This is a genomic window from Streptomyces sp. NBC_00239 (genome assembly GCF_036194065.1).
GTDB lineage: Bacteria > Actinomycetota > Actinomycetes > Streptomycetales > Streptomycetaceae > Streptomyces.
In genome coordinates this window covers 7,777,695-7,803,378 of the sequence record NZ_CP108095.1, presented here as the reverse complement: position 1 = coordinate 7,803,378, position 25,684 = coordinate 7,777,695, and the positions used below count along the sequence as shown (strand labels likewise).

Here is a 25,684-nt window from a genome sequence, read left to right as displayed (position 1 = left end):
CACCGGCTGCGGCCCCGACGCGTTCCGCGGGCCTCCTCATGGGGCGGCCGACGCGTCCGATGCGTTCTGCCCGGGCGGGTGGCCGTCGAGGTGGTAGACGGCGAAGGCCCGGTCGATGACGGGCATCGCGACGTTGCGGACCCTGGTGCCGCCCGCGGTCATGCCGTGTTCGGTGCCGAGGTGGGCGTGCCCGTGGACGGCGAGGTCGGCGCCCTCCACGTCCACCGCTTCCGCGAGCAGGTAGCTGCCGAGGAACGGGTAGATCTCGCGCGGCTCGCCCGCCAGGGTGTCGGGTACGGGCGCGAAGTGCGTCAGGGCGATGCGCCGTTCGGCGCCCGCCTCGCGGAGTTCGCGCAGCGCCCGGCCCAGGCCCTCCGCGCAGCTGCGGCTGTAGCGGATGAAGGCCTTCATCTCCGGTTCGCCGAACTCGCTTCCGCTGCGCCCGGCGAAGCCTCCGCAGAACCCCTTGGTCCCCGCGACGCCCACCGGGATGCCGTCGGCGCCGAGGTCGAGGAGCACGCCCTCGCCCTCCAGGACGTGCACGCCGGCGGCCCGGAGCTCCCGGGTGACGGCTTCCTCCTGGTCGCTCTGGTAGTCGTGGTTCCCGAGGACCGCGACGACGGGCACGGGCAGGTCGGCGACCTCGGCGGCCACCACCCTGGCCTCCTGCGGGGTGCCGTGCCGGGTGAGGTCACCGGCGAGCAGCAGTACGTCCGCGCAGTCGCCGAGGGTGTCGAAGGCGGGCCGCAGCAGTCCGCCGCTGTCCGGGCCGAGGTGGATGTCGCCGACGGCCGCCACGCGGATCACGACAGCTCCTCGGAATGGTCGGGGGCGCGGACGTGGCTCACCGTGAGGTCGTCGTACCAGTCCAGGCCCGCCAGCTCCTCGCCGGCGATCCGCAGGACGGCCGTCCGGCAGTCCTCGTCGGGGACGCGGCCCGAGACCACGGCACGTGTGCCGTGCGTTTCGACCCGTACGCCGAGCTCCGCGATGTCCTCCCGGGCGAGGCGGTCGCGCAGGTGTGCGATGCGGTACTCGATGTTCTCGGCGGAGGTCACGGCGCTTCCTCCCTGCCCTGCGGTCCGTCGGGGCGGCGGTCGATGACGTCGAGTCGTGCGAGCAGGTAGAAGAAGGCGTCGGGGAGCGGAGCCGCCCGGTGGTCCCGGTCGAGCCGCTCCCAGTCGATCTGTTCGCGCAGCATCCGGGCCATGGGCAGCAGGTCGCCGAAGTCGCAGTAGTGCTCACAGAGCGCGGTGAGGCGGCTGTCCATGAGGTCGGTGGGCGCGAGGACCGGCATCCACACCGAGTCCACCGCCTTGACGTGGGCCCGGCCCAGCAGTTCCGTGTCGACCGGGCGCCTGGCCAGCTCGAAGATCAGGTCGATCTCCTCGCCGCCCGAGCGGCCCTTGACGAGCCAGTCCTCGGGGGCGCGGCGCATGGCGATGCCGCCGTCCTCCAGGGCCTTGACGGCCTCGTCGGCGTCTTCGGGCCGTACGCAGAAGTCGGTGTCGTGCTGGAAGCGGGCGGGCAGCCCGTGCGCGAAGGCGGCCACGCTGCCGGCGAGGGCGAACGGCTTCCCGGTGCGCTTGAGCAGCGCCGCCACGTGTTTGGTGGTCTCCAGGATGGCCTGGGTGTGGTCCTTGGGCAACGGAGCGTCGCCGCCCGGTTCCGGGGGACTCAGGCTTGCGGGCGGGGGGATGCCCGCCGGGGTGGGCGGGGCGGTCTGAGGGGTCACGAGTACCGCCTAACCCGTCCCGCGCCCCTGAAACCCCCACATACCGATACAAAAGGTCGGCCGCCGGTCGCCGCGTACAAACGGTCGGCCACCGGTCGCCGCGCCAGAACGTGCCCGCCGGGTCGGGTCAGTGCCGTGGCGACCAGAGCGCCGTCAGGTGCCCGGCGCCGGGCGTGAGGTCGTCCCAGCCGTTCGGGAGGTCGATCACGACCAGTCCCGACGTCGGGAAGCCCTCCCGGATCTCGTCCAGGAGTTTGCCCGGGCCGGACCCGCACAGCGCCGTGGCCAGCTCGTGGATGCCGGGGTTGTGGCCGACCAGCACCACGCAGCCGAGGCCCGCCGCCCGCTCCGCCAATACGGTGACCAGGGCGTTCGGCGGCGCGTTGTAGAGCCGGTCGTCGTACACGGCGGACGGCGGGTTCGTCAGGGCCGGAGCCAGCAACTGCCAGGTCTGGCGGGTCCGGCGCGCCGGGGAGCACAGGGCCAGGTCGGGCCTGAGGCCGGACTCCGCCAGCCGGCGGCCCGTACGGGGTGCGTCGGCCCTGCCGCCGTCGCTCAGGGCCCGGTCGAAGTCCTCGGCCTCCGCGCCCTTCGGGACGGCCTTGGCGTGCCGGACCAGCAGCAGCCGGCAGCCGGCCGCGCCGTCGGGGGGCGAGGGCGTCGTGGGTGGCGTGGGACCCGAGGGCATGGCCGTCTCCTTCGCCGCAGGTACCGCTGCGCGTAGCACCTGCACGTACGGGCGCACGTACAGGTTCCGTGGACGTACACGGCCATAGTGCGTCGGGTACGGGAGGAACGCACCCGTGCGTGCGGGCGCGGGGCTACGCTCCGAAGGATGGAACGCGCAGAAGTGCTCAAGCGAGTGATCGGCATCCTCACGGAGGCCCAGGACATCCGCCGGGCCGCCGAGACCGGACGGGAGGACGACGCGGAGCACGGCGGGCACGACGGGCACGACGACGGGCCGGGCGGCACCGCCGGGGTGGTGACGACGCTCCTCAACGAGATGCTCCCGTCGATCAGCGTGCCGGCCGACGCCTCTCCCCAGCAGGTGGCGGCGCTGGTCGCGGAGGCCCTGGGGCCGGCCCTGCACACGATGGTCTCCGGCTTCAGCCTGGCCTTCACCAGCCTGGCGATCGCGCACGACAACGGGCGGACCGACGTCACCGCCATCGAGGTCCTCCAGGAGCTCGCCCTCGAAATCGAGGCCGGCGCCTACGACGAGGGCGCCGGGGACGACGAGGGCGCGTAGGCCCCGGCCCGCGGACCGGGGCGGGCCCGCCGGGTGGTCACACCCGGCGGGCGCGCTGCATCAGGGATCGGGCGATCAGGGCGCCGGTGAGCACGGCGATGGCCGCCAGCACCAGCATCCACGGCCAGGCCTCGCCGAAGCCGAACAGCGCCGCGTCGCGCAGGCAGCGGATGCCGTACGTGACGGGGTCCGCCCACGACAGCCAGCGCACCACGGGGGCCATGTCCTGCGACGGGTAGAACGACGGGGACGCGAAGAGGAGCACCGGGCCCAGGACGTTGATGGTGACGGTGAACCGCTGGAAGTCCTTGAACGCGGTCGCCAGCAGCAGGTACAGGCCGTTGAAGGCGACCGAGGCCAGCACGGTGGCCACCAGCAGGGCCGCCCAGTGGGAGGCCGGCCAGCGGAACGGGAAGATGACGCTCGCCACCGCGAGGGCCGCCAGCGTCTGCGCCAGCACCAGGACCGTGCCGGCCGTCAGCTTGGCCGCGATGTAGCTGCCGCGGCGCAGCGGATGCGACCACAGCTCCACGTCCATGTGCCCCATCCGCTCCTGGAACAGCGACGCGCCGGCCGTGGTGGCCGCGGCGAGCATCGAGGAGAGCAGCAGGGCGGGCACGGTGAACTCGGCGTAGCCGACGGTGCGCCCCTCGTACGTCACGTCGCCGATCAGCCGGGACAGCGACGTCGCGAACAGCAGCAGGTAGACCGCGCTCGGGGTGACGGAGAGCAGGAGGTTCGTGCGGTTGCGGGTGAGCAGGCAGTACTCCCGGTAGAGCACGGCGAGCGCGTCGTTGTGCCAGGCGGCCCGGCGGGCGGCCTGGCGTGGTGCGAGGGAGGTGCGCAGGACGCCGGAAGTGGCGGCGGTGTCAGCGGTCACGGGGGTTCTCCACGAGTTCGAGGAAGGCGTCCTCCAGCGACGGCGTACGGAACTCCACCGAGGCCGTCCGGGCCTCCGTGGAGCCGAGCCGGGTCAGGACGTCCGGCAGCAGTTCACGGACCCGGTGCCCGGTGATCCGCACGACGCCGTCGGCGGGGGCGGCCCGGAGCCCGGCCTCGCCGGCCAGTTTCGCGAGCCGGTCCGTGTTCTCGGGATCGGCCGGGCGGACCAGCGCGGTCTGGCGGCCGTAGCGTGCCGCGAGGTCGTCGGGGGTGCCCTGTTCCACGAGCCGGCCCCGGTCGACGATCAGGACCCGGCCGCAGTTCCGTTCCAGTTCCTCGACGTAGTGGCTGGTCCACAGCACGGTGGTGCCCTCCTGGGTGCGCAGCTCGTGCAGCAGTTCCCACATCCGGTGCCGGCCGCTCACGTCGAGCCCGGCGGAGGGTTCGTCGAGCAGCAGCAGCCTGGGCCTGCCGAGCAGCGCCCGGACGAGCTGGAGCCGGCGCTTCTCGCCGCCGGAGAGGGTGAAGACCAGCTGCGAGAGGGAGCCCTTGATGCCGAGGACGTCGAGCAGTTCGTAGCAGGCCGGCTTGGCGTCCCGCCAGCGCACGCCCTTGAACGCGGCGGCGATGCGGAGGTTGTCCAGGACGGTCAGCATCATGTCGAAGGGGGCGGACTGGTGGATGACCCCGATGTCGGCCTTGGGCCGTCCTCCGTGCTCGGAGGGGCCGGCGCCGAACACGGCGATCCGGCCGGCCGTGGGCACGGCGGCGCCGCAGATCAGCTTGGTGAGGGTGGTCTTGCCCGCGCCGTTCGGACCCAGGAGGCCGACGACCGCGCCCGGCTCGATGGTGAAGGAGAGGCCGTCGACGGCGTTGCGCTCCATGTCCTCGTACCGCTTGACGAGGTTCTCGGCGTGTACGGCGGCGGTCACCTGCGGCTCCCTGCTTCGGAGGCGGCCGGCGCGGTGGCGGCCGGCCGGGCGGGCGTCGGGGCGGCCCGTACGGAGGCCGCCGGCGGGGCGGTCATCGGCGGGGCCGGCGGCGGTGCGGGCCGCAGCCTGCGGACCCGGTCGGCGACGAAGCCGAGTGCGGCGGCCGGACCGGGCGGGGCGAGCGGGGTGCCGAACCGGATGTGGAGGTCGGCGAGGTCCGGCGGGAGCAGCTCCCCCGCACCGTCGGCCCCCGGTCCGCTCCCGTAGCCGAACGAGTACCCCACGAGGACGGTCACGTCGCGGCTTCCGGCGGCGCGCAGCACCGTGTCGAGCGCGCCGGGCGGCAGGGCCCCGTACGGGGAGATCCCGATCACGGGTCCCGGCAGCCGGCCGGGGTCCGCGCACCGCCGGACGTCCACGCCGTGCGCGCGGTGCGCGGCGGCCGGGCCGGGGACGAGGATCCGGACGCGACCGGGTCCGTTCCCCCCGGGGTGCGGGCCGAGCGCCGCCGGGTCGGGCCGCCGCCTCGGCAGTCGGGCGTGGTGTTCCGGTACGACGCCGAGGTAGGCGTGCGGTGCCACGGGCGGGTCGAGGAGCGGGAGGTTGTCGCCGAGGGTCAGCAGGCCCGCCGGGGAGGCGGCCACCACGCGGTGGACGATGATCCGCGCGTCGATGACGGCCGCGACCACGTCGCCGGGGACCACCTGCGCGAAGGGGCGCGCCGTCACGGTGAGGAGCGTGCCGGGCGCGATGGCCGGCAGCATGCTGGCGCCGCGGGTCCGCAGCCTCGCCCTGCCGCCCCGGGCGAGGGCCGCCCGCAGCATGGCCGCTTCGGGTGGGACGTCACGCACGTGCTGCACCGGACTCCTCCTCGAGGAGTCCCTGGGCGACCAGCCGCGTGACGAACTCCTCGATGTCGCGCGTGATCAGCGCCCGCTGCGCGGGGCTGTCGGCGCCGTAGCGGACGGCGAGTTCGGCGGCGGTGTCCTCGGCGGAGCCGTTCTCCGAGATGCCCAGCCAGATTTGGGCGGCGGTGCTGTTGAGGGTCTGGAATTCCCCGGTGCGGGCCGAGTAGAGACGGACCTCGTCCTGGGAGGGGGTCCACACGACCTCGGGGTCGATCCGGTAACGCATGGGTCGGTCCTCTCAGTTGGCGAGCGGGAGCAGGCGCCGCTCGGCTGTCTTCCAGTCCTCGTGCACGGGGTGGACGGAGTCGTCGCGTACCAGGCGGGGCAGCATCAGCTCCTCCTGTGCCTCCTTGAGCCGGGCGCCGGTGACGCCGGTGGCCTGCCAGAAGCCGGCGATCATGTTGCGGCGCAGGACCCGGCAGAGGTGGCGGCCGTTGCGGTGCACGTCGCCGGTCTCGGCCATGTGGTAGGCGCGGCAGCCGCCCCCGCAGGCGCCGCGGATGTAGCACTGCCGGCAGTCCTGGAGGTTGTCGCCGGCGTAGACGCTGTTGCGCCGCATGTCGGCGAGGGCGGGGTGCGCGAAGATCTCCGCGAGGGGCTGGCGTTTGACGTTGCCGGCGAGGTGCTGCTTCTCGGTGACGAGCTTGCACGGGTAGACGCTGCCGAGGGAGTTGACGTAGATCTCGTTGCCGCCCATGCCGCAGTTGCCCTTGATCGAGCAGGGCTTGCTGGCCTTGGGGCCGTCGGGCAGCAGGTTCTCGGCGAGCGGGTGGGTCCACATGAAGTCGAGGATCTTCTGGTAGTCCTGCCAGCCGAAGTCGTAGCCGTCGGTCTCCGCGCGTCCCAGGTCGGAGTGGTTCATCAGGCGCACCTGGCGGATGTCGAGGCCGCCGGCGAACTCCGCGAGCCGGTCGAGCAGATCGACGTTGTCCGGGGTGACGACGTGGTTGATGACCGGGACCACGCCTGCTTCGTTCAGCAGCTTGAGTCCCTGGGCGGTGCGGGCGAACGTGCCCTTGCCGCGGGTGCGTTCGTGCATTTCCGCCGTGCCGCCGTCCACGCTGACGGTGACCAGGTTGAACAGCTCGGCGATCTCCCGCGCGGTCTCGGGGCGGCGGATGACCGTGCCGTTGGTGATCATGTTGACGGCCAGTCCGCGCTCTCTGGCGTGGCGGACGATGTGGAAGAGGTCCTTGCGCAGCATCGGCTCGCCGCCGGTGAAGATCAGCTGCTGCACGCCCATGTCGGCGATCTGGTCGACCAGGTCGAGCGACTCGGCGGTGGTCAGCTCGCCCGGCAGGGCCTTTTCGGACGAGGCGTAACAGTAGGGGCAGCGCAGGTTGCAGCCGTCGGTGATCGCGTAATAGACGGTGGTGAGCTGCGGGTTGGGCTCACGGATCGCCGGGCGCCGGCCGGGGAGGTAGACCAGCCAGTTGAGGACCAGTCTGCCCAGGGTGCGCTCGGCGGCGGCGCTTTCCTCGGCGCCGGGGCCGGGCCGCGGTCCGCGCCGGGCCAGTGACTGGAGCAGCCGGTTCTCCTGCTCGGTGAGGACACACCAGGCTGCCGTTTCGGGGTTGGTGACCAGGCGGTCCCCGTCGTTCGTGAAGTACACCAGGTCTTCGGGGACGCTCAGGTCGTCCCACAGGTCCAGCAGCTTCATCGTTCACCTCGCCAGTGAGCTCGTCAGTGAGAGAGACGGGTGGTGCCCGGGGGAAGCCCCGGGCACCACCCGGTCCGGTTCGCCGACGACGTCCGCGGCGGACCTTCGGTGCTCAGGCTTCGGCCGGCCGCTACGGGCCGGCCTCTACTGGGCCTGGCCGGCGCCGGCGCCGGTGCCGCCGCTGCAGCCGCAGGCGCAGGACATCTCGGCGTCGAAGTCGACCGGGGCGATCTCGGGCTTGACCCACGTGTTCTCGCTCATGGCGTTTCCCTTCTCTCGGTTGGCGTACGGACGCAGCCGGGACGAGGACGACGGGCGCCCATTCATCTCAGCTGATGGATGAAATTCATAGCAGCCGATATGAATTTCCCACCAGGTTCGGCGTAGGTACGGTGAACGACTTGGGCAGGTGCGACCCGGTCCGGAACGGGCCCATTACCATGGGCCGCCCAGGGAGTTCGCGACCGAGGAGGCGCAGTGACGGCAGCCGGGACCGGGGCGCCCTCGCCCACCCTCGCCGACCGGATCGACAGGCTCTTCGACGTCGTACGCCGGCCCAGCCGCGAGCCGTACAGCAACGAAGAGGTCGCCCGCGCCTGCCGCGAGGCCACCGGGGAGAGCTTTTCGGCCACCTATCTGTGGCAGTTGCGCACCGGCCGACGGGACAATCCGACCAAACGCCACCTTGAGGCACTGGCCCGGTTCTTCGAGGTGCCGCCCGCGTACTTCTTCGACGACGAGCTCGGCGGGCGGATCTCGGAGGAGCTTGCGCTGCTCGGAGCACTCCGCGATGCCGGCGTACGGGAGGTCGCCCTGCGCGCCGTCGCCCTGTCGCCCCAAGGGCTCGGCACCATCAGCGACATGATCGACGCGATCGCGCGCAGAGAGTCCGGATCCCACCCCTCTGCCTGATTCCACCGGGCCGTGGCACCCCCGTACGATCGGTCGACCGATCGGTAGGGGACCCGGTCGGGCTGGAACCGGGGGGCGAGGGGGCGGCGTTCGTGGTGACTGGCCGGCAGCGCAGAAGACTCTGGCGTCGATGTCGACGGATCGCGGCGACCCTGCCCGTCCGGGAGAACTTCGACGCGGACGCCCTCGCGGCCGACCTGTCGGCCAGGCTCGGCCGCCCGGTGGAACTCCTGCCCCTGTCCTGGCCCTCGTCCGGGCCGTGCGGGCTCCTGATGAGCACCGACCGTGCGGACTACATCGGCTATCCCGTCGACACCACCCCCCTGCACCAACGGCACATCGTGCTCCACGAGGTCGGACACCTGCTGTGCGGGCACCGCGACGGCTCGGGCCGACTCGCCCCGGCGACCGCCGCCACCCTGCTGCCGAACCTCTCGGGCGAGCTGGTCCGCCGGGTCCTCGGCCGGACCGGATACACGGACACCGAGGAGCAGGAGGCCGAACTCTTCGCCTCCCTGGTGCTCCACCGGGCGGCCCGGGCCGGACGGCCGCCGGCCGCGGCCGCCGACCTCGGATCCGCCGACACCGCCGCCCGGCTCAGGTCCCTGTTCACCGCCACGCCGGCGGTCCTGCCCGCCCCGGCCCCCGGGCCCGGGCCCCTGTGACCGAACCGGCCGCCTGCACCGCCGCCGTGGCGCTCTCCGTACTCGGCGCCGGACTCGGGTACCGGCTGCTCCGGCGGTGCCGGGCCGGCGCAGGCACCGGCACCCGGTACGTGGCCGCCCTCGCCCTCTGCCTGACCCTGTCGCTGCTCCTCCTGTCGCGCGCGGCACCCGGCGCGGTCCCCCCGCGGCTGGCACACCTCGTTCCGCTGCTCGGCGGTGAACTGCGGCTCGCGGCCGAGTGCTTCCTCGCCCTGCTGGCCCACGCCGTACGCCCGACCGGCCGCCCGCGGCCGTGGGCGCGCCGCCAAGGCGCCTTCTCCCTGGCGGTGATGGCCGCCTGCGCGGTCGCGTACCTGGCCGCCGGGGTGGGCGTCGAGGGCGGAAAGCTCTTGGCGGCGGACGGCGGACGGGCCGAGCTGGCCGTCTACTCCGCCCTCTTCACCGGGCACAGCCTCCTGTGCACGGCCCTGTTCACGGTGCTCGTCCACCGGGCCGCCCGGCTGGTGGGGCCCGGCCCGCTCAGGACCGGGCTGCGTCTGGTCGCGGCCGGCGGCGCCGCGTCCGTCGTGTGGTCGGCGTTCGGCGTGTTCCCGCTGCTCGACGTGGTCGCCGACGGCAGGCGGGACATCGCCGACGCCCCCTGGGCGGTGCCGTTCGCGCTGCTCTCCGGCGCGCTCGGCATCGGCGGGGCGAGCCTGACGGCGTGGGCGGCCCGGCCACCGCGGCGGCGCGGCGCCCGGCGCAGCCACCGCAGGATCAGGCCGCTCTGGTTGGCCCTGTGCACCGCCCATCCGCGGATCGCGCTCGACGCCCGTCCGCCGGGCGGGCGCTTCTCCCTCCCGCTGAGGACCGGCGAGTTCGCGCTCTACCGCCGCGTCATCGAAGTGCACGACGGCCGCATGGCCCTGCGGGGACACGTCCACCCGCAGGCGCCCCTGTGGGCGGCCGAGGCCTGCGCCGGACTGCTGCCACCGGCCCGCCGGGCCGCGACGGAGGAGGCCGCCGTCATCGCGGCCGCCCTGGAGGCCGCTGCGGCCGGCCTGCGCTTCCCCGGCGCCGCCGACCCCGGGCCGCCCGCCGGGCACGACGACCTGGACGCGGAGATCGGCTGGCTGGTCGAGGTCGCGGAGGCCTTCGCCCACTCCGAAGCCGTCGCACGGGTCCGCCGCCGGATGCGCGCCGAGCTCGCCGCGGCCACCGCGGCCGCCGGGCTCGCCGCACCACCGGCACCGGTCACGGCCGTCGCGGCGGCCGCGCCCGGCACCGCGCCCGGCCCGGGGAGCACCGCGGAACCCGGCACGGCGGGCGGCGCGGCGGGGCGGCCTGCGGGCGGCGCCTCCGTACCGACCGCTACTCCAGGCCGATCTCGTCGCACGCCGCCTTGATCTTGGCGGTGCAGATCTCCTCGACGGAGTAGATGCCGTCGTGGACCACCGTGTCCTGGATGTTCTTCCTGGTCACGGAGATGCCGGGGACGAGCACCGACGGCACGCGCTTGGTGGTCGGGCTGTTGACCTCCTGGTTGATGAGTCCGCCGATCCGCTCGCCGCGGGCGAGGAGGACGGCGAGCTCCGCCGCGGCCTCGGCCTCGCGGACGTACGGCTTGTAGACGCTCATGTACTGCTCGCCCGTGACGATCCGCTGGACGCCCGCCAGCTCGGCGTCCTGGCCGGTCACCGGGGGGAGCGGGCTGACGCCGGCCGCCTTGAGGGCGTCGATGATGCCGCCGGCCATGCCGTCGTTGGCGGAGTAGACGCCGGCTATCCCGTTCTTGCCGAGTGCGGAAATCGCCGATTCCATATGGGCCTTGGCGTTCTCCGGCTTCCATTCGACGGTGTCGTACTCCTTGCCGATGACAACGTTGCCGTCGAGCACGGAGCGGGCCCCGGACCGGAAGAGGGCGGCGTTCGGGTCGGTGACCGCGCCGTTGATCATGACGATCCGGCCGCTGCCGGCCTTGCCGCCCAGCGCGTCGAGCAGGGCCTGGCCCTGGACCTTGCCGACGTCCTCGTTGTCGAAGGAGGTGTACGCGTCGATCGGGCCCTGCGCCAGGCGGTCGTACGCGACGACGGGGATGCCGGCGGCCTTGGCCTTCCGCACCGCGCCGGCGATGGCCTTGGCGTCCACCGCGTCGACGATCAGGACATCGACGTCGGCGTCGATCATCGCGGCTACCTGGGTGTTCTGCCGCGAGACGCTGCCCTGGGCGTTGGCGTAGAGGACCTTGCCCTTGCCGAGGGTGAGGCGGCCGACCTTCTTCTCGATCAGCGGCTTGTCGAACCGCTCGTAGCGCGCGGTCTCGTTCTCGGGCAGGAGCAGGCCGACCTTGACCGCCGCGCCCGGGCGGTCGTCCCCCGGCCCGTCGGCGTCGGTGGAGCCGCATCCCGAGAGGGCGACGGCACCCAGGGAAGCGACGCAGACAGCGGCGGCGGCACGGCGGCGATATGCGTTCACGTTCTGAACCTCTCAAATGGGCCATGTCCTTCTGGCCGAGGTTCACGCAGTCAACTCTCCCGATCACTCGCCGTCAAGGAATGGACCCTTAACGATCCCGCAACGCGCGCGCATCCCGCATATCGGCCTTCACGCCTGCTTTTCCGCATTTTCCGGCACGATTTCTCCGTGACGCATCTTCAACTTGTGAATGCAATGGGACGGAGTGCTCAGACCGGTGCTCAGGCCGGGAATTCGGAGGGGCATGGGAAGGCGTTCAGGCGACCCTCCGGCCGGGCTGCTCCTTTGGCATGATGGCGATCATGGATCGCTCTCCCCTGCCGACCACCCAGGCCGCCGTCACCGCCGTCCGCGCGATCGCGGACGAGTACGGCCTCGCCATGACCGTCGGCGACGACATCGGCGCCGACCAGGTCTCGCGCCGGACCTCGGCCGGACTGTTCACGGCCGTCGACCCCGACGGCTCGCTGCCGCACGAGGCGTTCGTCGAGCTCGCGGGCAGCCCCGCCGTGAGCGTGCACCTGTTCCCGGACGGCGACGCGAAGATCACCGTCGACGACGTCGAGTTCCACGACGTCCCCCGGGAGTCCGTGCCGGCCTTCCTCCGCTCCGTCTACACCGGAACGGCCTTCGTGAAGGCCCGCGTGTTCCCGCCCGGCCGGTGGCTGGTCGTCCCGATCCCCGGCGACGAGACGCACCGCGAACTGATCCCCGGCACCACCCTCACCCGGTGGCTGGCCCGCAGCATCCGCGACTGAGGGCGGGCGCGGGCCGCCCTTCAGCGCAGGTCGAGGCGCATCAGGACGCGGGGGTGGCCGGCGAGGACCGAGGTCGTGTCGGCGGCGTGGGTGAAGCCGGCCCGTTCGAAGTTCTTGCGCAGACCCGCGTACGCCATCGTCAGGTCGACCTTCGCGCCGGCGTTGTCGAGCGGGTACGCCTCGACGGCGGGCGCGCCGTGGGCGCGGGCGAACTCGACCGCGCCGGTGATCAGGGCGTGCGAGATCCCCTGCTTGCGGTGCCCCGGGCGTACCCGGACACACCACAGGGACCAGACCGGCAGGTCGTCGACGTGCGGGATCTTCCGGCTGTGCGCGAACGAGGTGTCGGCGCGCGGCGCCACGGCGGCCCAGCCGACCGGCTCGTCGCCGTCGTAGGCGAGGACTCCCGGAGGGACCTCCGCACCGCACAGCCCGGCGACGAATTCGCCGCGGGCCGGCCCGCGGAGTTCGTTGTTGAGCTTGGACGGGATCCGGTAGCTCAGGCACCAGCAGACGTTGGACGCGGGCGACTTCGGCCCGAGCACGGCGCGGACGTCCTCGAAGACGGAAGCCGCGCGAACTTCGATGGTCATGCCACCACAGTGCCACGCCGCCCTCCGCGACCCACCCCGCCCGCGCGCCCGCGCCGGGCCGCGGGCGGGCCCCTCCCCTCGCGGCGGGTTCCGGTGAGCGGGGCAGCCCTTCGGGGCATCCGGTGGCCGGACGCCGCGCGGCGCGGACGCGCCCGCCGGGATCCGGGATATCTGTGGGCGCAGTCGGCGGTCGGCGGTGACCGCCACGGTCCGCGAAGGCAGGAACCCGGTGCCCGTACAGCCCGTTCCCGAGGGATACCCGCGCGTCACGCCGTACCTGTGTGTCGACGGGGCCGCGGCCGCGATCGACTTCTACGTCGCCGTGCTCGGCGCGCGCGAGCGGATGAGGATGGCCGCGCCCGGAGGCAAGATCGGCCACGCCGAGCTGGAGCTCGGCAACTCGGTCGTCATGCTCGCCGACGAGTACCCGGACATCGATTTCCGCTCGCCCAAGTCGGTGGGCGGCACCCCCATGACCCTGCACGTGTACGTCGAGGACGTCGACGCGGTCTTCGCCGCGGCTCTCGCCCGGGGCGCCACCGAGCGCTCACCGGTCAAGGACCAGTTCTACGGTGACCGCACCGGGCAGTTCGAGGACCCGTTCGGGCACCGCTGGAACGTCGCCACGCACATCGAGGACGTCCCGCCCGAGGAGATGGAGAGGCGGTCCGAAGAGGCGCTGCGGTCGATGGAGTCCCCGGCGGACGGCGGGTGAACCGTCCCCCGAGCGAGGGCCGTTACGGCGAGCGGGTGTTCCGTCCCGGGGACCGGGGCGAGGACGAACGCATCGACCTGGGCGCCCTCGCCTACGACGAGACGACCATGGCCCGGCTGCGGCAGCTGGGCGTGGGGCCCGGCTGGACCTGCCTGGAGGTGGGCGCGGGCACCGGCACGGTGGCGCGGCGGCTGCTCGGCGAGGCCGGCGTGGAGCGGGTCCTGGCGGTGGACCGCGACGTACGGTTCCTCGCGGAGCACCCCGTACCGGGACTGACCACCTACCAGGCGGACGTCACCGCCGACGACTTCTCGCCCGGGCTGTTCCGGCTGGTCCACGCCCGGTTCGTGCTCATGCACCTGCCGTCCCCGCGGGAGACCGTGTCCCGGCTCGCCGGGCTGCTCGCCCCCGGCGGGGTCCTGGTGGTCAGCGACGCCGTCGACCTGACCACGGACTCGGCGCCGGTCACCCCGTTCACCCGCGCCGTGCGGGCCATGTGGCAGGGGCTGCGCGACACCATCGGGACCGACGTGTCCCAGGTTCCGCACCGCATCGAGCTGCTGCGGGCGGCGGGGCTGGAGGAGGTGGCGGCCGAGATCCACGTACCGCCGCTGACCCCGGGCAGTCCGATCAGCCGGTTCTGGGCGGACACGTGGGGCCGCGCCCGGCCCGCCATGATCGCGACGGGCCTGGTCGACGACGCCGGCCTCGACGAGGCGCTGCGCTACCTCGGCTCCCCCGAGTGCACCGGGCTGTCCCCGGGCATGCTCACGGCCTGGGGCCGCAAACCCGCCCCCGCCCCGTCCCCCTGACACGTCTCCCCGCGCCCGGGCACCTCGGCTACACCCCGTGTCTAAGGACCCCACCCCTTCGGTACGCCGGTGCGGCTGCCCGAGCCGTTCGGTCTGGAACTCGATACCGGCGGTCTCTGAAGTGCCGGGCCGCGCGGGCGCGCGGGCGGCGGCCCGCGGGGTCACAACATGACGTGTTTGGGGTGGGTGTAGTCCAGGAGGCCGGCCAGGGAGAGGTCGGTGCCGTGGCCGGAGTGTTTGACGCCGCCGTGGGGCATTTCGGAGACGGTGGTGCCGTGGGTGTTGACCCAGACGATGCCGGTGTGGAGGGCGCGGGTGGCGCGCATCGCGCGGTCGTGGTCCGTGGTCCACACGCTCGCGGCGAGGCCGTAGCGGACGTCGTCGGCCAGGTGGAGGGCCTCCGTTTCGTCGGTGAAGGGCTGGACGGTGACGACGGGGCCGAAGATCTCCTCCTGGACGATCTCGTCCTGCTGGCGGACGCCCGCGACGACGGTGGGTGCGTGGAAGAAGCCGGGGCGCGGGAGCACGGCGCCGCCCGTGACGATCTCGGCGTGGGCCGGCAGGCGGGTCAGGAGGCCCTGTACGGAGGCGAGCTGGGCGGCGTTGTTGAGGGGACCGAAGTCGGCGGCCGGATCGTCGGGGGCACCGGGGCGCCGGGTGGCCGCGGCGGCCGCGAAGGCCGTGAGGAAGGCGTCGTGGATGCGGTGGTGGACCAGGAGTCGAGTGGGTGCGGTGCAGTCCTGGCCCGCGTTGTAGTAGGCGACCGCGGCGAGGGCGGCGGCGGTCGCCTCGACGTCCACGTCGTCGTGGACGATGACCGGGGCGTTGCCGCCGAGCTCCAGGTGGACCCGTTTGAGGTCGGCGGCCGCGGCCGCCGCGATCTGGCGGCCGGCTCGGACGCTGCCGGTGACGGCGATGAGCGCGACGTCGCGATGGGCGGTGAGCGCGCGGCCGGTGTCGCGGTCGCCGCAGACCACGTTGAGCACGCCCGGCGGCAGGTGCGGGGCCGCGATGCGGGCCAGCAGGGCGGACGACGAGGGCGTGGTGTCGGCGGGCTTGAGGACGGTGGTGTTGCCGGCTGCGATCGCGGGGGCGATCTTCCAGACGGCCATCATCAGCGGGTAGTTCCAGGGGGTGATCTGGGCGCAGACTCCGACCGGTTCGCGGCGCAGCAGGGAGGTGCGGCCCTCGGTGTACTCGGCGGCGGCGGCGCCCGGCAGGTTCCGTGCGGCTCCGGCGAAGAAGCGGACGGTGTCGACGATCGCGGGGAGTTCGTCGGTCTCGAAGTGGTGGGCGGGCTTGCCGGTGTCGCGGGTTTCGGCGGCCGTGAGGGCCTGCGCGTGCTCCTCGATGGCGTCGGCGATCTTGAGGAGGGCGCGCTGGCGTACGGCCGCCGTGGTGGTGGACCAGTGCGCGAATGCCGCGGCCGCCGCCGCGCAGGCGGCGTCGGTGTCGTCCCGGCCGGAGCGGGGGGCACGGCCGTGCACCCTGCCGGTGGCGGGGTCGACGAGCTGTGTCGTCTGGCCGGAGGCGGCGGGCCGGTCCGTGCCGTCGATGTGGTTGTGCACGGTGTCAGCCACGGCGCAGTGCCTCCGCGGCCGCGTCGCGTCCGGTGCGTACGGCGCCTTCCATGTAGCCGGCCACCCACTGGTCGGATCCGCAGACGTAGAAGGGGGGTTCGTGGGTGCCGTGGCGGGGGCCGACGGCCGTGACGTCGCCGGGGGCCCACTGGGTGACGTACCCCTGGGTCCAGGGGTCGGTGCCCCACGTGCGGACGTACGTGGCGAGCGGCCGGTGGGCCTCTTCGCCGTAGAGCCGGGCGATTTCGCCGAGCAGTTCGCGGGTGCGCAGCGGGGCGGGCGTGCCGAGCAGGACGCCGAGCCGCTCGGGCGGTACGAGGGCGGAGAGGATGCCGTCGCTCTGCGGCCAGGTGCTCCCGAGGACTCCTTCGCACTCGGAGAGGCCGCTGCGGCCGCGGTCGCGCCAGAACGGCCGGTCGTACGCGGCGACGAACTTGGCGGCGAGCGCGTTCCGTTGGCGGTGCAGGGAGGCGAGCCGCTCCTGCGACACACCGGTGACGGCGACCGTGCGCAGCGGGCCGACGGGGAGGGCGCTGACGACGGCGCCGGCGGTGAGGGTCTCGCCTCCGGCCAGCCGTACGGAGCAGCGGCCCGGCCCCCGTACGGTGACGGCCTCCACGGGTGCGCCGGTGCGGATCCGTCCGGCGAGGGCGTCGGCCATGCGCAGGGCCACCGTCGCGGATCCCTCGGCGACCCGCAGTCCCTCCCAGGCCTCGTAGTCGTACTGGCCTGAGCCGGGAACGGCGGCGTGTTTGCGCAGGGCGGCGAGGAGGGAGGTGCGTTCCCAGGAGCCGTCGGCGAGGGCGAGCTGGCCGATCTCCCAGAGGCGTACGACGGCCGGGGTGGCGCCCTGGGAGCGCAGCCAGTCGCCGACGGAGAGGGCGTCGAGGGCGGTGGCGTCGGGGTGGGTCCAGGGGTCGTCCGGGTCGACGGTCCCGGCGAGTGCACAGAACGCGGCGGTGACTTTGGTGTGGCAGGCGTCGTCGCCGGGGCCGAACCAGTGCGGCGGGTCACCGGCGCTGATCCCTTCGGGGGTGGCGCGGGTGAGGGCGCCGGGCTCGGCGGTGTAGCCGGGGACGAGCGTGAGGCCGAGTTCCGCGGCGAGGGTGGTGTAGGCGGTGTGGGCGCGGCCGACGACTTCGCCGCCGAGCTGGACCAGCCGGCCGTCGGGGAGCAGGGTCTGCTCGACGCGTCCGCCGACCCGGTCGCGGGCCTCGACGACGAGGACGTCGGCTCCGCCGGCGGCGAGGTCGCGGGCCGCGGCGAGGCCGGAGAGGCCGGCGCCGAGCACGATGACGTCATGGTTCATGGGGGCTGTCCTTCGGTCGGGGGACCTTCGGTGGGGGCGTGTGGCGAGGGATTCGGCGGGGGGGCCTGCGGGCGGGGCCTTCGAGCGTGGTCTTCGGGCGGGCCGGTTCAGTCCAGGACCAGGCAGTGTTCGGGCTTCCAGCCGATCTCGACGCGTTCGCCGCCGCTCCAGCGGTCCTCCATGCGGGAGCGGTCGGTGTTCTGCTCCAGTACGGACAGCGTGATTCCGGGGGCGAGTTCGATGAGGTAGGTGGTGGTCGGGCCGCAGTAGACGGTCTCCCGGACGACTCCGTCGGCGCGGGCCATGTCCGGTTCCAGGTCGGACAGCCAGATCTTCTCGGGTCGGATCGACAGGTTGACGCGGCGGCCGTCGGGGATGCCGGGGCGGAGGCCGACGGGCAGTTCGGGGCCGCCGTCGAGGGCGACCCGGCCGGCCCGGTAGGTGCCGGGGGCGAGGTTGGAGGTGCCCATGAAGGAGGCCGTGAAGCTGCTCGTGGGGCGCTCGTACACGTCCTCCGGCGTTCCGCACTGTTCGACGCGGCCGTCGTTCATGACGGCGAGGCGGTCCGACATGGTCAGGGCCTCGTCCTGATCGTGGGTGACGAAGACGAAGGTGATGCCGACCTCGCGCTGGATCTGCTTGAGCTCGACCTGCATGTGCCGGCGGAGTTTGAGGTCGAGGGCGGCCAGCGGCTCGTCGAGCAGCAGCACCTGCGGCCGGTTGACCAGGGCGCGGGCGAGCGCGACGCGCTGTCGCTGGCCGCCGGAGAGCGTGGCCGGCTTGCGGCCCGCCAGGTGTCCGAGCTGGACGAGGTCGAGCATGCCGGCGACCCGCTCGCGGATCTCGGCGCGGCCGACGCCCTTGCGTTTGAGTCCGAAGGCGATGTTGTCGGCGAGCGAGAGGTGGTCGAAGAGGGCGTAGCTCTGGAAGACGGTGTTGACGTTGCGCTTGTCGGGCGGCAGCCCGGTGACGTCCTGGCCGTCGAGCAGCACGCTGCCGTCGGTGGGGTCGGTGAAGCCGCCGATCATCCGCAGCAGGGTGGTCTTGCCGCATCCGGAGGGGCCGAGGAGGGAGAAGAACTCGCCCTGTGCGATGTCGAGTACGACGTCGTGCACGGCGTACGTGTCGGCGGCGCGGTACTGCTTGGTGACGTGGTCGAGCCGGACGGCGGGGGTCGGGAGCACGGCGGTCGGGGGCCGGGGCGTCGGGTGCTGGGATGCCGGGTGCTGGGGTGTCGTGGACATGGGCTACTTCCCGGAGAGCAGGTCGAGGCCGCCGCGGCGGCCGAAGAGGCGCGGGATGGCGAGTGCGAGGGCGATGAGGCCGATGGATCCGGCGAGCATGAGGGTGCCGACGGCGTTGATGGTGGGCTGCACTCCGAAGCGGATGGCCGAGTAGATGCGGACGGACAGCGGCTGCGGGTCGACGCCGGTGGTGAAGTACGCGAGGACGAAGTCGTCGAAGACGAGGGCGAAGATCAGCACCGCCGAGGCGAGGATGCTCGGGAGCAGCGCGGGCAGGGTGACCAGGCGCAGGGCCTGCCGGCGGGTGGCGCCGAGGTCCATCGCGGCCTCTTCGACCTCCGGGTTGAGGGCGGCGATGCGGGAGCGGAGGATCACCGTCACGTAGGAGATGGAGAAGGTGATCTCGGCGAGCATCACGGTGGTCGTGGACAGGGTGATGCCGAGGCCCTTGAAGAGGAGCATCGCCGCGACGCCGGTGACGATCTCCGGGGTGATGAGCGGGACGAGCATGACCAGGCCGGCGAGGGAGCCGAGGCGGCTGCGGCTGCGTACGAGGCCCAGGGCGAGCGCGACGCCGAGGACGAGGGAGCCGGCCATGGCGACGAGGGAGACCCGCAGGCTCATGCCGAGCGAGTCGAGGAGGGCGCCGTCGTGGAGGAGCGCCGTGTACCAGCGGAAGCTGACGTCCTCGAAGACGGTGAGGGACTTCTGCGAGTTGAAGGAGAAGAGGACGACGACGCCGACGGGGAGGTAGAGGAGCGCGAAGAAGACGGCGGTGACCGCGATGGCGAAGCGGGGGCGGCGTTCCGCGCCGCGACGGCGACGGCGGCGGGGACGGGCCCGGAGGCGGGAGCTGCCGGACTCGCCGAGGGTCCTGGAGGCCCGGGAGGCCCGGGAGGCCCGGGAGGCGCCGGACCCGATGGACGTGCTCGAGGTACTGGGGGTGCTGGGAGTGCCGGAGGTGCTGGGGCTCATCGGGCGGCCTCCGCCTCGTCCTTGCGGGTGCGCCGGAGGTAGCCGAGCATTCCGAGGAACAGGACCGCCATCAGCAGCATGGTGAGGGCCGAGCCGAGCGGCCAGTTCTGGCCCTGGAAGAACTTGTCCTGGATCAGGTTGCCGATCATGATCTGGTCGGGTCCTCCCATGAGTTGGGCGCTGACGAAGTCGCCCATGGCGGGCAGGAAGACGAGGACGCATCCGGCGGCGGCGCCCTGCCGGGTGGCGGGGACGGTGACGAAGAGGAAGGTGCGCAGGGGGCCGCCGTAGAGGTCGCGGCCGGCCTCGATGAGTGAGGTGTCCATGCGTTCCATCGCCGCGTACAGCGGGATGATCATGAAGACGACGAAGCCGTAGACGAGTCCGGCGATGACGCCCGGGCCGGTCTGCAGGATCCTGGTGCCGCCGTCGGCGACACCGATCGCGCGCAGGGCCTTCAGGAGCGGTCCGTCGTCGGAGAGGACGACGGACCAGCCGTACATCCGCACCAGGTAGTTGGCGAAGAACGGTACGACGATCGCGGCGATCAGCAGGTTCTTGAAGCGACCTCCGCACAGCGCGATGGCGTAGGCGACCGGGTAGGCCACGGCCAGGCAGATCAGGCAGGTGACCAGCGCGTAGCCCAGCGAGCGCAGCAGCACGATGCGGTAGGCCGGGTCGGCCAGCGCGGTGATGTTGTCGAAGTTGAGGCCGAAGCGCGGGTTTCCGAGCGGGTCGGTGGTGCCGAGGGCGAGGGTGGCGACCAGGAGGAGGGAGGCGAGGAGGAAGCCGGTCATCCAGAGGGTGCCGGGGAGCAGCAGCCAGGTCCACAGCCGTGGCTGCGCGGTCCGGGGGCGGTTGTCGCGTGCCACGTCAGCCGGCCTTCACGTCGGTCCAGGCGGCGTCCCGGGCCTTTTCGCCGCGCGCGTCGCTGTTGCGGTAGAAGAGGTCGGCGCCGAGGTCTTCGGCCGTCACCAGGCACTGGGGGAACGGCTCGACGAGCGCGGCGTACGTGGCCTCGCTGCCGCGGACCGGCATCGGGTAGCCGATGTACTCGATGTTCTTCTTCACGTTCTCCGGTCGGAGCATGTAGTCGATGAAGAGCATCGCGGTGCCGGGGTGCCGCGCGTTGGCGGGGATGGCGTAGCAGTCGGAGTTGACCGGGGCGCCCTCCTTGGCGACCTCGAAGCCGAAGACCGCGGGGTCCTCGGCCTGGGCGAGCATCGCCGCCATGTCGCCGCTCCACGCCTGGGTCATGTCGGCGTTGCCGTTGAGCAGGTTGTTGTAGCTGTCGCTGGAGAAGCCGCGCAGGTGGGGGCGGAGCGAGCGGAGGGTGTCGGTGACGCGGTCGAGGTCGCCGCGGTCGCCGGTGGTGAGGTCGAGGCCGTGCTTGAGCGCGCCGATGGCGAGCACCTCGTCACGGTCGTCGAGGACGAAGACCTTCCCCTTCGCCTTCTCGTTCCACAGGTCGTCCCAGGAGCCGGTGAGGTCGCCGAGCCGGTCCCGGCGCCAGCCGATGCCGGTCTTGTACATGGTGAACGGAACGGTGTGCGCGGAGCGGCGGTCGTACCAGGGGTCGGCGAAGTAGTCGTACCCGCCGAAGACGGCGTCGGCGTTGCGCAGCCGGGCGTGGTCGATCCTGCGCAGCCTGCCGCCGGCGGCCAGGCGCTGGGCCCATTTCGCGGTGGGGAAGATGATGTCGTAGCGGTTCCCGGCGTTGAGCTTGGCCGCCATGCCCTCCATGGAGTCGTAGTTCGACTGGACGACCTTGACGCCGTACTCCTTCTCGAAGCCTTCGAAGACGGCGGGGTCGACGAAGTCGGCCCAGTTGAAGTAGACGAGGTCGCCGTCGACCTTGACCTCGACGGGCGTCTCCGCGGCCGCCTTGGCGTCGGCACCGCCGTCGGAGGCGAAGCCGCAGCCGGCGGCGGTGAGGGCGAGGGCGGCGGCGGTACCGGCGCGGAGGAACGAGCGTCTGGTCGGGGGGAGTTCCTCGGGGGACATGGGGGTCCTCTCCGTAGGGCCGCGGGGGGACGGCGGGAACGAGCGGGGGCGTGCGTACGGGCGGGTGCCACGGGCGGCGGGGGGCGCCTCCGGGTGGCCGGGGCTTACGCAGGGGCTGCGCGGGTGGGGGCCGCGCGGGCGCAGGGGTCGGCGTGGGCGGTACGGGGAACTCGCGGGCGGTACGGGCAGCGCGCGGGCGGTACGCACGGACGGCGGGGTGGCCGTCGGGAGGCGCGGCTGCGGGTGCGGGTGCGGCTACGGGTGCGGGTGCGGCTACGGCTACGGCTACGGGTGCGGGCCGTCGAGGTCGGCGCGGATGCGGTCGGCGAACCAGGCGACCGCGGACTCGCGTCGGGACAGCGGTCCGGGCTCGAACCCGGGGGTGGAGAGCCCTTTCTGCACGCGGGCGACCAGCTCGGCGTCCTCGTCGTTGGTGATCCAGCCGATGTGGATGTTCAGGCGCCGGGCGAGGCGGGTGCGCAGGCCGGTGCCGCGGCGGGTGTAGAACGCGCCGGGCACGGCCACCCGGTCCACGGCCGTGGGGATCGCGGTCCAGGCCAGCACGTGGTCGGGGTAGAAGTCGATGAGGGTGTTCGGGTAGATGACCGCGTACCGCCAGACCCGGCGGTCGGCTTCCGCGAGGCCGGGCATGGGTGCGGTGATGCGCTGGTAGAGGCGCTCGGCCCAGTTCGAGGACGGCTTGTCGCGCAGCGGCGAGGCGAACAGCGCGTAGGACTCGTCGATCTCGCAGGTGTAGCCCTGGTAGTCGAGCAGCCGCATCAGGCCAGGGTGGGCGACCGGTACGTGGTAGCCCTCCAGGTAGTTGTCGACCGCCACCTTCCAGTTGGCCTCTTGGACTTCGGCGGTGGCCACGTCGTGGATCCGGGCGCGGCCGACGGGCACCAGGTCGGCTCCGGCGTAGTGGCCGACGGCCTGCGCCAGGCCCGCGCAGCTCTTGGCCAGGGGTACGGCCTCGGGGTCGAGGTTGACGAAGACGAAGCCGAGGAACGACTCGACGCGGGCCGGGAACAGGCCGAGCGCCGGCTTGTCGAGGCAGGGGATCTGCCGTGCCTCGGGCGCGCCGACCAGGCTTCCGTCGAGGCGGTACGTCCAGCCGTGGTACGGGCAGCGGATCGCCTTGCCGCCCGGTTCGGGGGAGGTGACCAGGCGGGTGCCCCGGTGGCGGCAGACGTTGAGGTGGGCGGCGAGACCGCCGTCCTCGGTGCGGACCACGAGGACCTCCCGGTCCGCGACGGTCGCGGCGAGCCGGGCGCCCGGGTTCGGCAGGTCGGATTCGTGGCAGACGAGCTGCCAGGCCTTGGCGAAGACGTGCCGGGTCTCGGCGGCGGCGGTGTCGGGATCGGTGTAGTAGCGCGCCGGGAGCGCGGGGCCGGGAGCGGCGGGGGCAGGGGCGCCGGCGGGGACGTCAGCGGGGACGGCGGGAGCGCGGGCCTCCGCGCGGGCGTCGGCGGATCGTCCGGGGTGGCCGATCGGTGTTTCGGGAGCTCTGGACCGCATCGGTGACTCCTCCGTGCCGGCGGGCGGCGATCGGTGTCGGCGTTCGATGGCGAGGCGACCCAGCAGCGGACAGGCGGTCGGGGCGGGAAGCCGGGACCAGGCTGACCGATTGGACAGCCAGATTGCTGGCTCATTTCCGCCGGGTCAAGACTTGTTCACTGACCGATCGGTCAGCTAGCGTAATTCTTGCCTGACCGATCGGTCAGCAAACGCGTTTTCCTGTCGCCGCTCCGGCACCGCTCCGCATTTGCCCAGCTCACCGGCGCGGAAAGCGGCCGCGCGGCCCGCCCGCTCCGCTCGGGCCACCCCGGTCCACCCGATCTACCTGATCTACCCGATCTACCCGATCTACCTGATCTGCCTGATCTGCCTGATCCGCCCGGTCCACCCGGCCCGCCCGGGCTTTTGTCCCCGCGGTCCCGCATCCACTTGGTCCCCGTACCCCCCGCACCTCCCGCGATCCCGTCCCGCGATCCCTTCGGGCGGGAAGCGGCGGCGGGATCCCACCTCCACACCTCCCGGAGGCACGCATGAGCGGTCGTCGGCGTCTGGACTGGCTCGGGCTCACCCCCGAGCCGGAACGAGAACTCCCCACGGCGGTCGCCGCCCTGCGCGGCGCCGCGTCCCCCGATGCGACCGCAGGGCGGCGACCGGAGGACCCGGCGGTGGCCGAGCGGCGCCGCGTGGAGCGCCTGATCCTGCGCGGCAGCCGACGCAGCTGGCTCCGCTACCTCGCCGAGGTCACCGAGCTGGTGACCCGCGTGGCCGCCGGATCCCGGGCGGGCGACCCCGTCGCCGCCCTGCTCGCCGGCGAGGTCGTCCTCGACCACCACCGCATGCTCATCGGCCTCCCCGGCCCGGGATACGGCCGCACCGCGGCCGACCGCACCGCACTGGAGCACGCCGTCAGCACCCTGCGCACCCGCGCCGCCACCCCCTCCCCGGCCCACACCCCCGCCCCTATCCACACTCCCGTCCGGACAGGAGACACCCGATGACGACGATCCGGCTCCCGACGGCCGCTCCACCGCACGGCACCGTCCTCGGAACGGCGCCCGGCACGGCGGAGAGCGCCGAGGCCTACCGCGCCGCCGGCGGCTACGACACGGCCACCGGCCCGGACGAACTCCTCGGCCACCTCACCGCGTCCGGGCTGCGGGGCCGCGGCGGAGCCGGCTTCCCGGCCGCCGTCAAACTCCGCTCCGTGCGCGACCGCGGCGGCGCTCCGGTCGTCGTGGCCAACGGCGAGGAGGGCGAACCTGGTTCGGTCAAGGACCGCTGGCTGCTGCGGGCCCGGCCCCACCTGGTCCTCGACGGCCTGGCCCGCGCCGCCGCGATGACCGGCGCCGTGCGCGGCTTCGTCTACCTCGCGGACCCGGTCGCCGGCGACAGCGTGCGCAGGGCCCTCGCCGCACACCCGCCGCCGCTGCCCGTCGAGGTCGTCGAGACCGGCCACACGTACGTCGCCGGCGAGGAGACCGCGGTGGTCCGCAGGATCGACGGCGGCCCGGCGCTGCCCACCGCCAAGCCGCCCCGCCCGTACGAGAAGGGCGTCGGCGGTGCGCCGACCCTGGTCTCCAACGTCGAGACGCTCGCCCGGATCGCGCTCACCGCCACCCGGCCCGATCTGCGGCGCAGCATCGCCCGCGGCACCCTGGTGACCCTGTCGGGCGGCCCGGCCGGGCCGGTCCTCACCGAAGTCCCGTACGGCGTACCGCTGCGCGCCCTGGCCGCGCGGTACGGCGCCCCCGCCGCGGCCGGGGCGCTGATGGGCGGGCTGTTCGGCGGACTCGTCGACGCCCGCGCCCTGGACCTCCCCCTCGAACCCGGTGCGCTCGCCGCCGCGGGTACCGCGCTGGGCTGCGGAGCGATCCGCTTCCTCGCCCCCGGCGACTGCCCCGTGACCACGGCCGCCGACGCGGCCGCCCACCTCGCGGCCGAGAGCGCACGCCAGTGCGGGGTCTGCGTCTCCGGGACCCGCGCCGTCGGCGACGCCCTGTACGCGCTCGCCGCCGGGGCCGCCGGACCGGACACCGCGGACCGCCTGCACCGCTGGTCGCAGGGCCTGCCCGGGCGCGGGGCCTGCGGGCTGCTCGACGCCGCCGCCGGCATCGCGGGCAGCCTGCTCCGCTCCTTCCCCGACCTCGTCCGCTCCCATCTCGCCGCGCCGTGCCCGCCCTGCGCGGCCGCCGCACCCGCGGCCGGCCGCAACCGCCTCACCGTGGCCGTACCCCAGGTCCCCGAACCTCCCGCCCGACCTCGGCCCCGGCCACCCACGCCCGCGCCCGCGCCGGCATCGGCACCGGCCACCTCGCCCGCGACCACCGCACCCCCCACGTCGGCACCGGCTGCTTCGCCCGCCACCACCGCAGTCCCCTTGCCGACCCCCGCCGATGCCACCACCGCAGTCCCCGCCCTGACCCCCGCCGCCAAGCCCGGCACCACCGCACTCCCCGCGCCGGCACCCGCCGATTGCCCCACCGCCACCGCGCTCCCCGCACCGGCCGTCTCGCCCGTCTCCGCCACCACGCTCCCCTCCCGCGCTGCCGCTCCCCTGCCGCCGCCCGTGCTGAAAGGAACGCCATGAAACTCCTGCTGGACTCCACCCGGTGCCAGGGCTACGGCCTGTGCCAGGAGCACGCGCCCGACCTCGTCGCACTCGACGAATGGGGCTACGCGAAGGTCATCCCCGTCGTCGTCCCGGCCGGCGCCGAGCGGGCCGCCCGTGACTGCGCCGAGAGCTGCCCCAACTCCGCCCTCCGCGTGGAGGGATGAC

The 25,684-nt window shown here is 73.4% G+C and carries 29 protein-coding genes; 10 read left to right on the top strand and 19 right to left on the bottom strand.

Annotation, left to right across the window (positions count from 1 at the left end):
• Positions 1-36 precede the first annotated feature (36 nt).
• From OG764_RS34555 to OG764_RS34540, 4 genes are all read right to left on the bottom strand, one after another.
• Complete coding sequence (locus OG764_RS34555) at positions 37-807, bottom strand: metallophosphoesterase family protein (RefSeq protein WP_328972280.1); 771 nt, start codon at positions 805-807, stop codon at positions 37-39.
• Positions 804-1,058 carry a BON domain-containing protein gene (locus OG764_RS34550; protein ID WP_328972279.1) on the bottom strand — a complete coding sequence of 85 codons (255 nt, stop codon included), beginning with the start codon at positions 1,056-1,058 and terminating at the stop codon, positions 804-806. The genes OG764_RS34555 and OG764_RS34550 overlap by 4 nt, the downstream gene beginning before the upstream one ends.
• The gene (locus tag OG764_RS34545) at positions 1,055-1,735 is read right to left on the bottom strand and encodes a nucleotidyltransferase family protein (protein ID WP_328972278.1); all 681 of its coding nucleotides are present in this window, start codon (positions 1,733-1,735) and stop codon (positions 1,055-1,057) included. The genes OG764_RS34550 and OG764_RS34545 overlap by 4 nt, the downstream gene beginning before the upstream one ends.
• 127 nt (positions 1,736-1,862) lie before the next feature.
• The gene (locus OG764_RS34540) at positions 1,863-2,423 is read right to left on the bottom strand and encodes a SixA phosphatase family protein (RefSeq protein ID WP_328972277.1); all 561 of its coding nucleotides are present in this window, start codon (positions 2,421-2,423) and stop codon (positions 1,863-1,865) included.
• Between the two features lie 147 nt (positions 2,424-2,570).
• Between OG764_RS34540 and OG764_RS34535 the strand changes: the two genes are divergently transcribed.
• Positions 2,571-2,987 (top strand): hypothetical protein, encoded by a 417-nt coding sequence (locus tag OG764_RS34535; protein ID WP_328972276.1) that lies wholly within the window; start codon positions 2,571-2,573, stop codon positions 2,985-2,987.
• 37 nt (positions 2,988-3,024) lie between these two features.
• On the opposite strand, the gene OG764_RS34530 is transcribed toward OG764_RS34535, so the two are convergent.
• The 6 genes from OG764_RS34530 to stsA all read right to left on the bottom strand — a co-directional run bounded on the left by OG764_RS34530 (position 3,025) and on the right by stsA (position 7,630).
• Positions 3,025-3,867 (bottom strand): ABC transporter permease, encoded by an 843-nt coding sequence (locus OG764_RS34530; protein ID WP_328972275.1) that lies wholly within the window; start codon positions 3,865-3,867, stop codon positions 3,025-3,027.
• Entirely contained in the window at positions 3,857-4,801 is a 945-nt protein-coding gene (locus OG764_RS34525; RefSeq protein WP_328972274.1) for an ABC transporter ATP-binding protein, read from the bottom strand. Before OG764_RS34525 ends, OG764_RS34530 begins: the two co-directional genes overlap by 11 nt.
• On the bottom strand, positions 4,798-5,661 hold the full coding sequence (locus OG764_RS34520) for a S24/S26 family peptidase (protein ID WP_328972273.1): 864 nt from the start codon (positions 5,659-5,661) through the stop codon (positions 4,798-4,800). The genes OG764_RS34525 and OG764_RS34520 overlap by 4 nt, the downstream gene beginning before the upstream one ends.
• On the bottom strand, positions 5,645-5,935 hold the full coding sequence (locus OG764_RS34515) for a PqqD family protein (RefSeq protein WP_328972272.1): 291 nt from the start codon (positions 5,933-5,935) through the stop codon (positions 5,645-5,647). The genes OG764_RS34520 and OG764_RS34515 overlap by 17 nt, the downstream gene beginning before the upstream one ends.
• Positions 5,936-5,947: 12 nt before the next feature.
• On the bottom strand, positions 5,948-7,369 hold the full coding sequence (stsB, locus tag OG764_RS34510; protein WP_328972271.1) for a StsB family radical SAM/SPASM domain sactipeptide maturase: 1,422 nt from the start codon (positions 7,367-7,369) through the stop codon (positions 5,948-5,950).
• Between the two features lie 144 nt (positions 7,370-7,513).
• Complete coding sequence (gene stsA / locus OG764_RS34505; RefSeq protein WP_328972270.1) at positions 7,514-7,630, bottom strand: StsA family sactipeptide RiPP; 117 nt, start codon at positions 7,628-7,630, stop codon at positions 7,514-7,516.
• 216 nt (positions 7,631-7,846) lie between these two features.
• Here stsA and OG764_RS34500 point away from each other — a divergent pair, with 216 nt between their 5' ends.
• From OG764_RS34500 to OG764_RS34490, 3 genes are all read left to right on the top strand, one after another.
• Positions 7,847-8,281, top strand: a complete 435-nt coding sequence (locus OG764_RS34500) for a helix-turn-helix domain-containing protein (protein WP_328972269.1) — start codon at positions 7,847-7,849, stop codon at positions 8,279-8,281.
• Between the two features lie 92 nt (positions 8,282-8,373).
• Positions 8,374-8,946: a ParH-like protein gene (locus OG764_RS34495; protein ID WP_328972268.1), complete on the top strand. Its 573-nt coding sequence runs from the start codon at positions 8,374-8,376 to the stop codon at positions 8,944-8,946.
• On the top strand, positions 8,943-10,331 hold the full coding sequence (locus tag OG764_RS34490) for an MAB_1171c family putative transporter (RefSeq protein ID WP_328972267.1): 1,389 nt from the start codon (positions 8,943-8,945) through the stop codon (positions 10,329-10,331). The genes OG764_RS34495 and OG764_RS34490 overlap by 4 nt, the downstream gene beginning before the upstream one ends.
• Here OG764_RS34490 and OG764_RS34485 read toward each other — a convergent pair.
• Positions 10,297-11,400 (bottom strand): sugar ABC transporter substrate-binding protein, encoded by a 1,104-nt coding sequence (locus tag OG764_RS34485; RefSeq protein WP_328972266.1) that lies wholly within the window; start codon positions 11,398-11,400, stop codon positions 10,297-10,299. The genes OG764_RS34490 and OG764_RS34485 overlap by 35 nt on opposite strands.
• Before the next feature lie 302 nt (positions 11,401-11,702).
• Here OG764_RS34485 and OG764_RS34480 point away from each other — a divergent pair, with 302 nt between their 5' ends.
• Positions 11,703-12,158, top strand: coding sequence for a hypothetical protein (locus OG764_RS34480; protein ID WP_328972265.1), 456 nt, complete (start codon positions 11,703-11,705; stop codon positions 12,156-12,158).
• A gap of 20 nt (positions 12,159-12,178) precedes the next feature.
• Here OG764_RS34480 and OG764_RS34475 read toward each other — a convergent pair whose 3' ends face one another.
• Positions 12,179-12,751 (bottom strand): GNAT family N-acetyltransferase, encoded by a 573-nt coding sequence (locus OG764_RS34475; protein WP_328972264.1) that lies wholly within the window; start codon positions 12,749-12,751, stop codon positions 12,179-12,181.
• A gap of 229 nt (positions 12,752-12,980) precedes the next feature.
• Here OG764_RS34475 and OG764_RS34470 point away from each other — a divergent pair, with 229 nt between their 5' ends.
• Both OG764_RS34470 and OG764_RS34465 read left to right on the top strand, forming a co-directional pair.
• A complete protein-coding gene (locus OG764_RS34470) occupies positions 12,981-13,466 on the top strand; it encodes a VOC family protein (protein WP_328972263.1) in 486 nt (161 codons plus the stop codon).
• Entirely contained in the window at positions 13,463-14,278 is an 816-nt protein-coding gene (locus OG764_RS34465) for a class I SAM-dependent methyltransferase (protein WP_328972262.1), read from the top strand. Before OG764_RS34470 ends, OG764_RS34465 begins: the two co-directional genes overlap by 4 nt.
• A gap of 161 nt (positions 14,279-14,439) precedes the next feature.
• Here OG764_RS34465 and OG764_RS34455 read toward each other — a convergent pair whose 3' ends face one another.
• From OG764_RS34455 to OG764_RS34425, 7 genes are all read right to left on the bottom strand, one after another.
• On the bottom strand, positions 14,440-15,858 hold the full coding sequence (locus tag OG764_RS34455; protein ID WP_328972261.1) for an aminobutyraldehyde dehydrogenase: 1,419 nt from the start codon (positions 15,856-15,858) through the stop codon (positions 14,440-14,442).
• Positions 15,851-17,167, bottom strand: coding sequence for a flavin monoamine oxidase family protein (locus tag OG764_RS34450; protein ID WP_328972260.1), 1,317 nt, complete (start codon positions 17,165-17,167; stop codon positions 15,851-15,853). Before OG764_RS34450 ends, OG764_RS34455 begins: the two co-directional genes overlap by 8 nt.
• Before the next feature lie 107 nt (positions 17,168-17,274).
• Positions 17,275-18,411, bottom strand: a complete 1,137-nt coding sequence (locus tag OG764_RS34445) for an ABC transporter ATP-binding protein (protein ID WP_328972259.1) — start codon at positions 18,409-18,411, stop codon at positions 17,275-17,277.
• A 3-nt stretch (positions 18,412-18,414) separates the two neighbouring features.
• Positions 18,415-19,386: an ABC transporter permease gene (locus tag OG764_RS34440; protein WP_328972258.1), complete on the bottom strand. Its 972-nt coding sequence runs from the start codon at positions 19,384-19,386 to the stop codon at positions 18,415-18,417.
• Entirely contained in the window at positions 19,383-20,258 is an 876-nt protein-coding gene (locus tag OG764_RS34435; RefSeq protein WP_328972257.1) for an ABC transporter permease, read from the bottom strand. The genes OG764_RS34440 and OG764_RS34435 overlap by 4 nt, the downstream gene beginning before the upstream one ends.
• 1 nt (position 20,259) lies before the next feature.
• Positions 20,260-21,390: a polyamine ABC transporter substrate-binding protein gene (locus OG764_RS34430; RefSeq protein WP_328972256.1), complete on the bottom strand. Its 1,131-nt coding sequence runs from the start codon at positions 21,388-21,390 to the stop codon at positions 20,260-20,262.
• A gap of 285 nt (positions 21,391-21,675) precedes the next feature.
• Entirely contained in the window at positions 21,676-22,908 is a 1,233-nt protein-coding gene (locus OG764_RS34425) for an aromatic ring-hydroxylating oxygenase subunit alpha (RefSeq protein ID WP_328972255.1), read from the bottom strand.
• 530 nt (positions 22,909-23,438) lie between these two features.
• Between OG764_RS34425 and OG764_RS34420 the strand changes: the two genes are divergently transcribed.
• From OG764_RS34420 to OG764_RS34410, 3 genes are read left to right on the top strand one after another with little or no spacing between them, the layout of a single operon-like run.
• A complete protein-coding gene (locus tag OG764_RS34420) occupies positions 23,439-23,906 on the top strand; it encodes a hypothetical protein (RefSeq protein ID WP_328972254.1) in 468 nt (155 codons plus the stop codon).
• Positions 23,903-25,495, top strand: coding sequence for an NADH-ubiquinone oxidoreductase-F iron-sulfur binding region domain-containing protein (locus tag OG764_RS34415; protein ID WP_328972253.1), 1,593 nt, complete (start codon positions 23,903-23,905; stop codon positions 25,493-25,495). The genes OG764_RS34420 and OG764_RS34415 overlap by 4 nt, the downstream gene beginning before the upstream one ends.
• Positions 25,492-25,683: a ferredoxin gene (locus tag OG764_RS34410; RefSeq protein ID WP_328972252.1), complete on the top strand. Its 192-nt coding sequence runs from the start codon at positions 25,492-25,494 to the stop codon at positions 25,681-25,683. Before OG764_RS34415 ends, OG764_RS34410 begins: the two co-directional genes overlap by 4 nt.
• Position 25,684 lies beyond the last annotated feature (1 nt).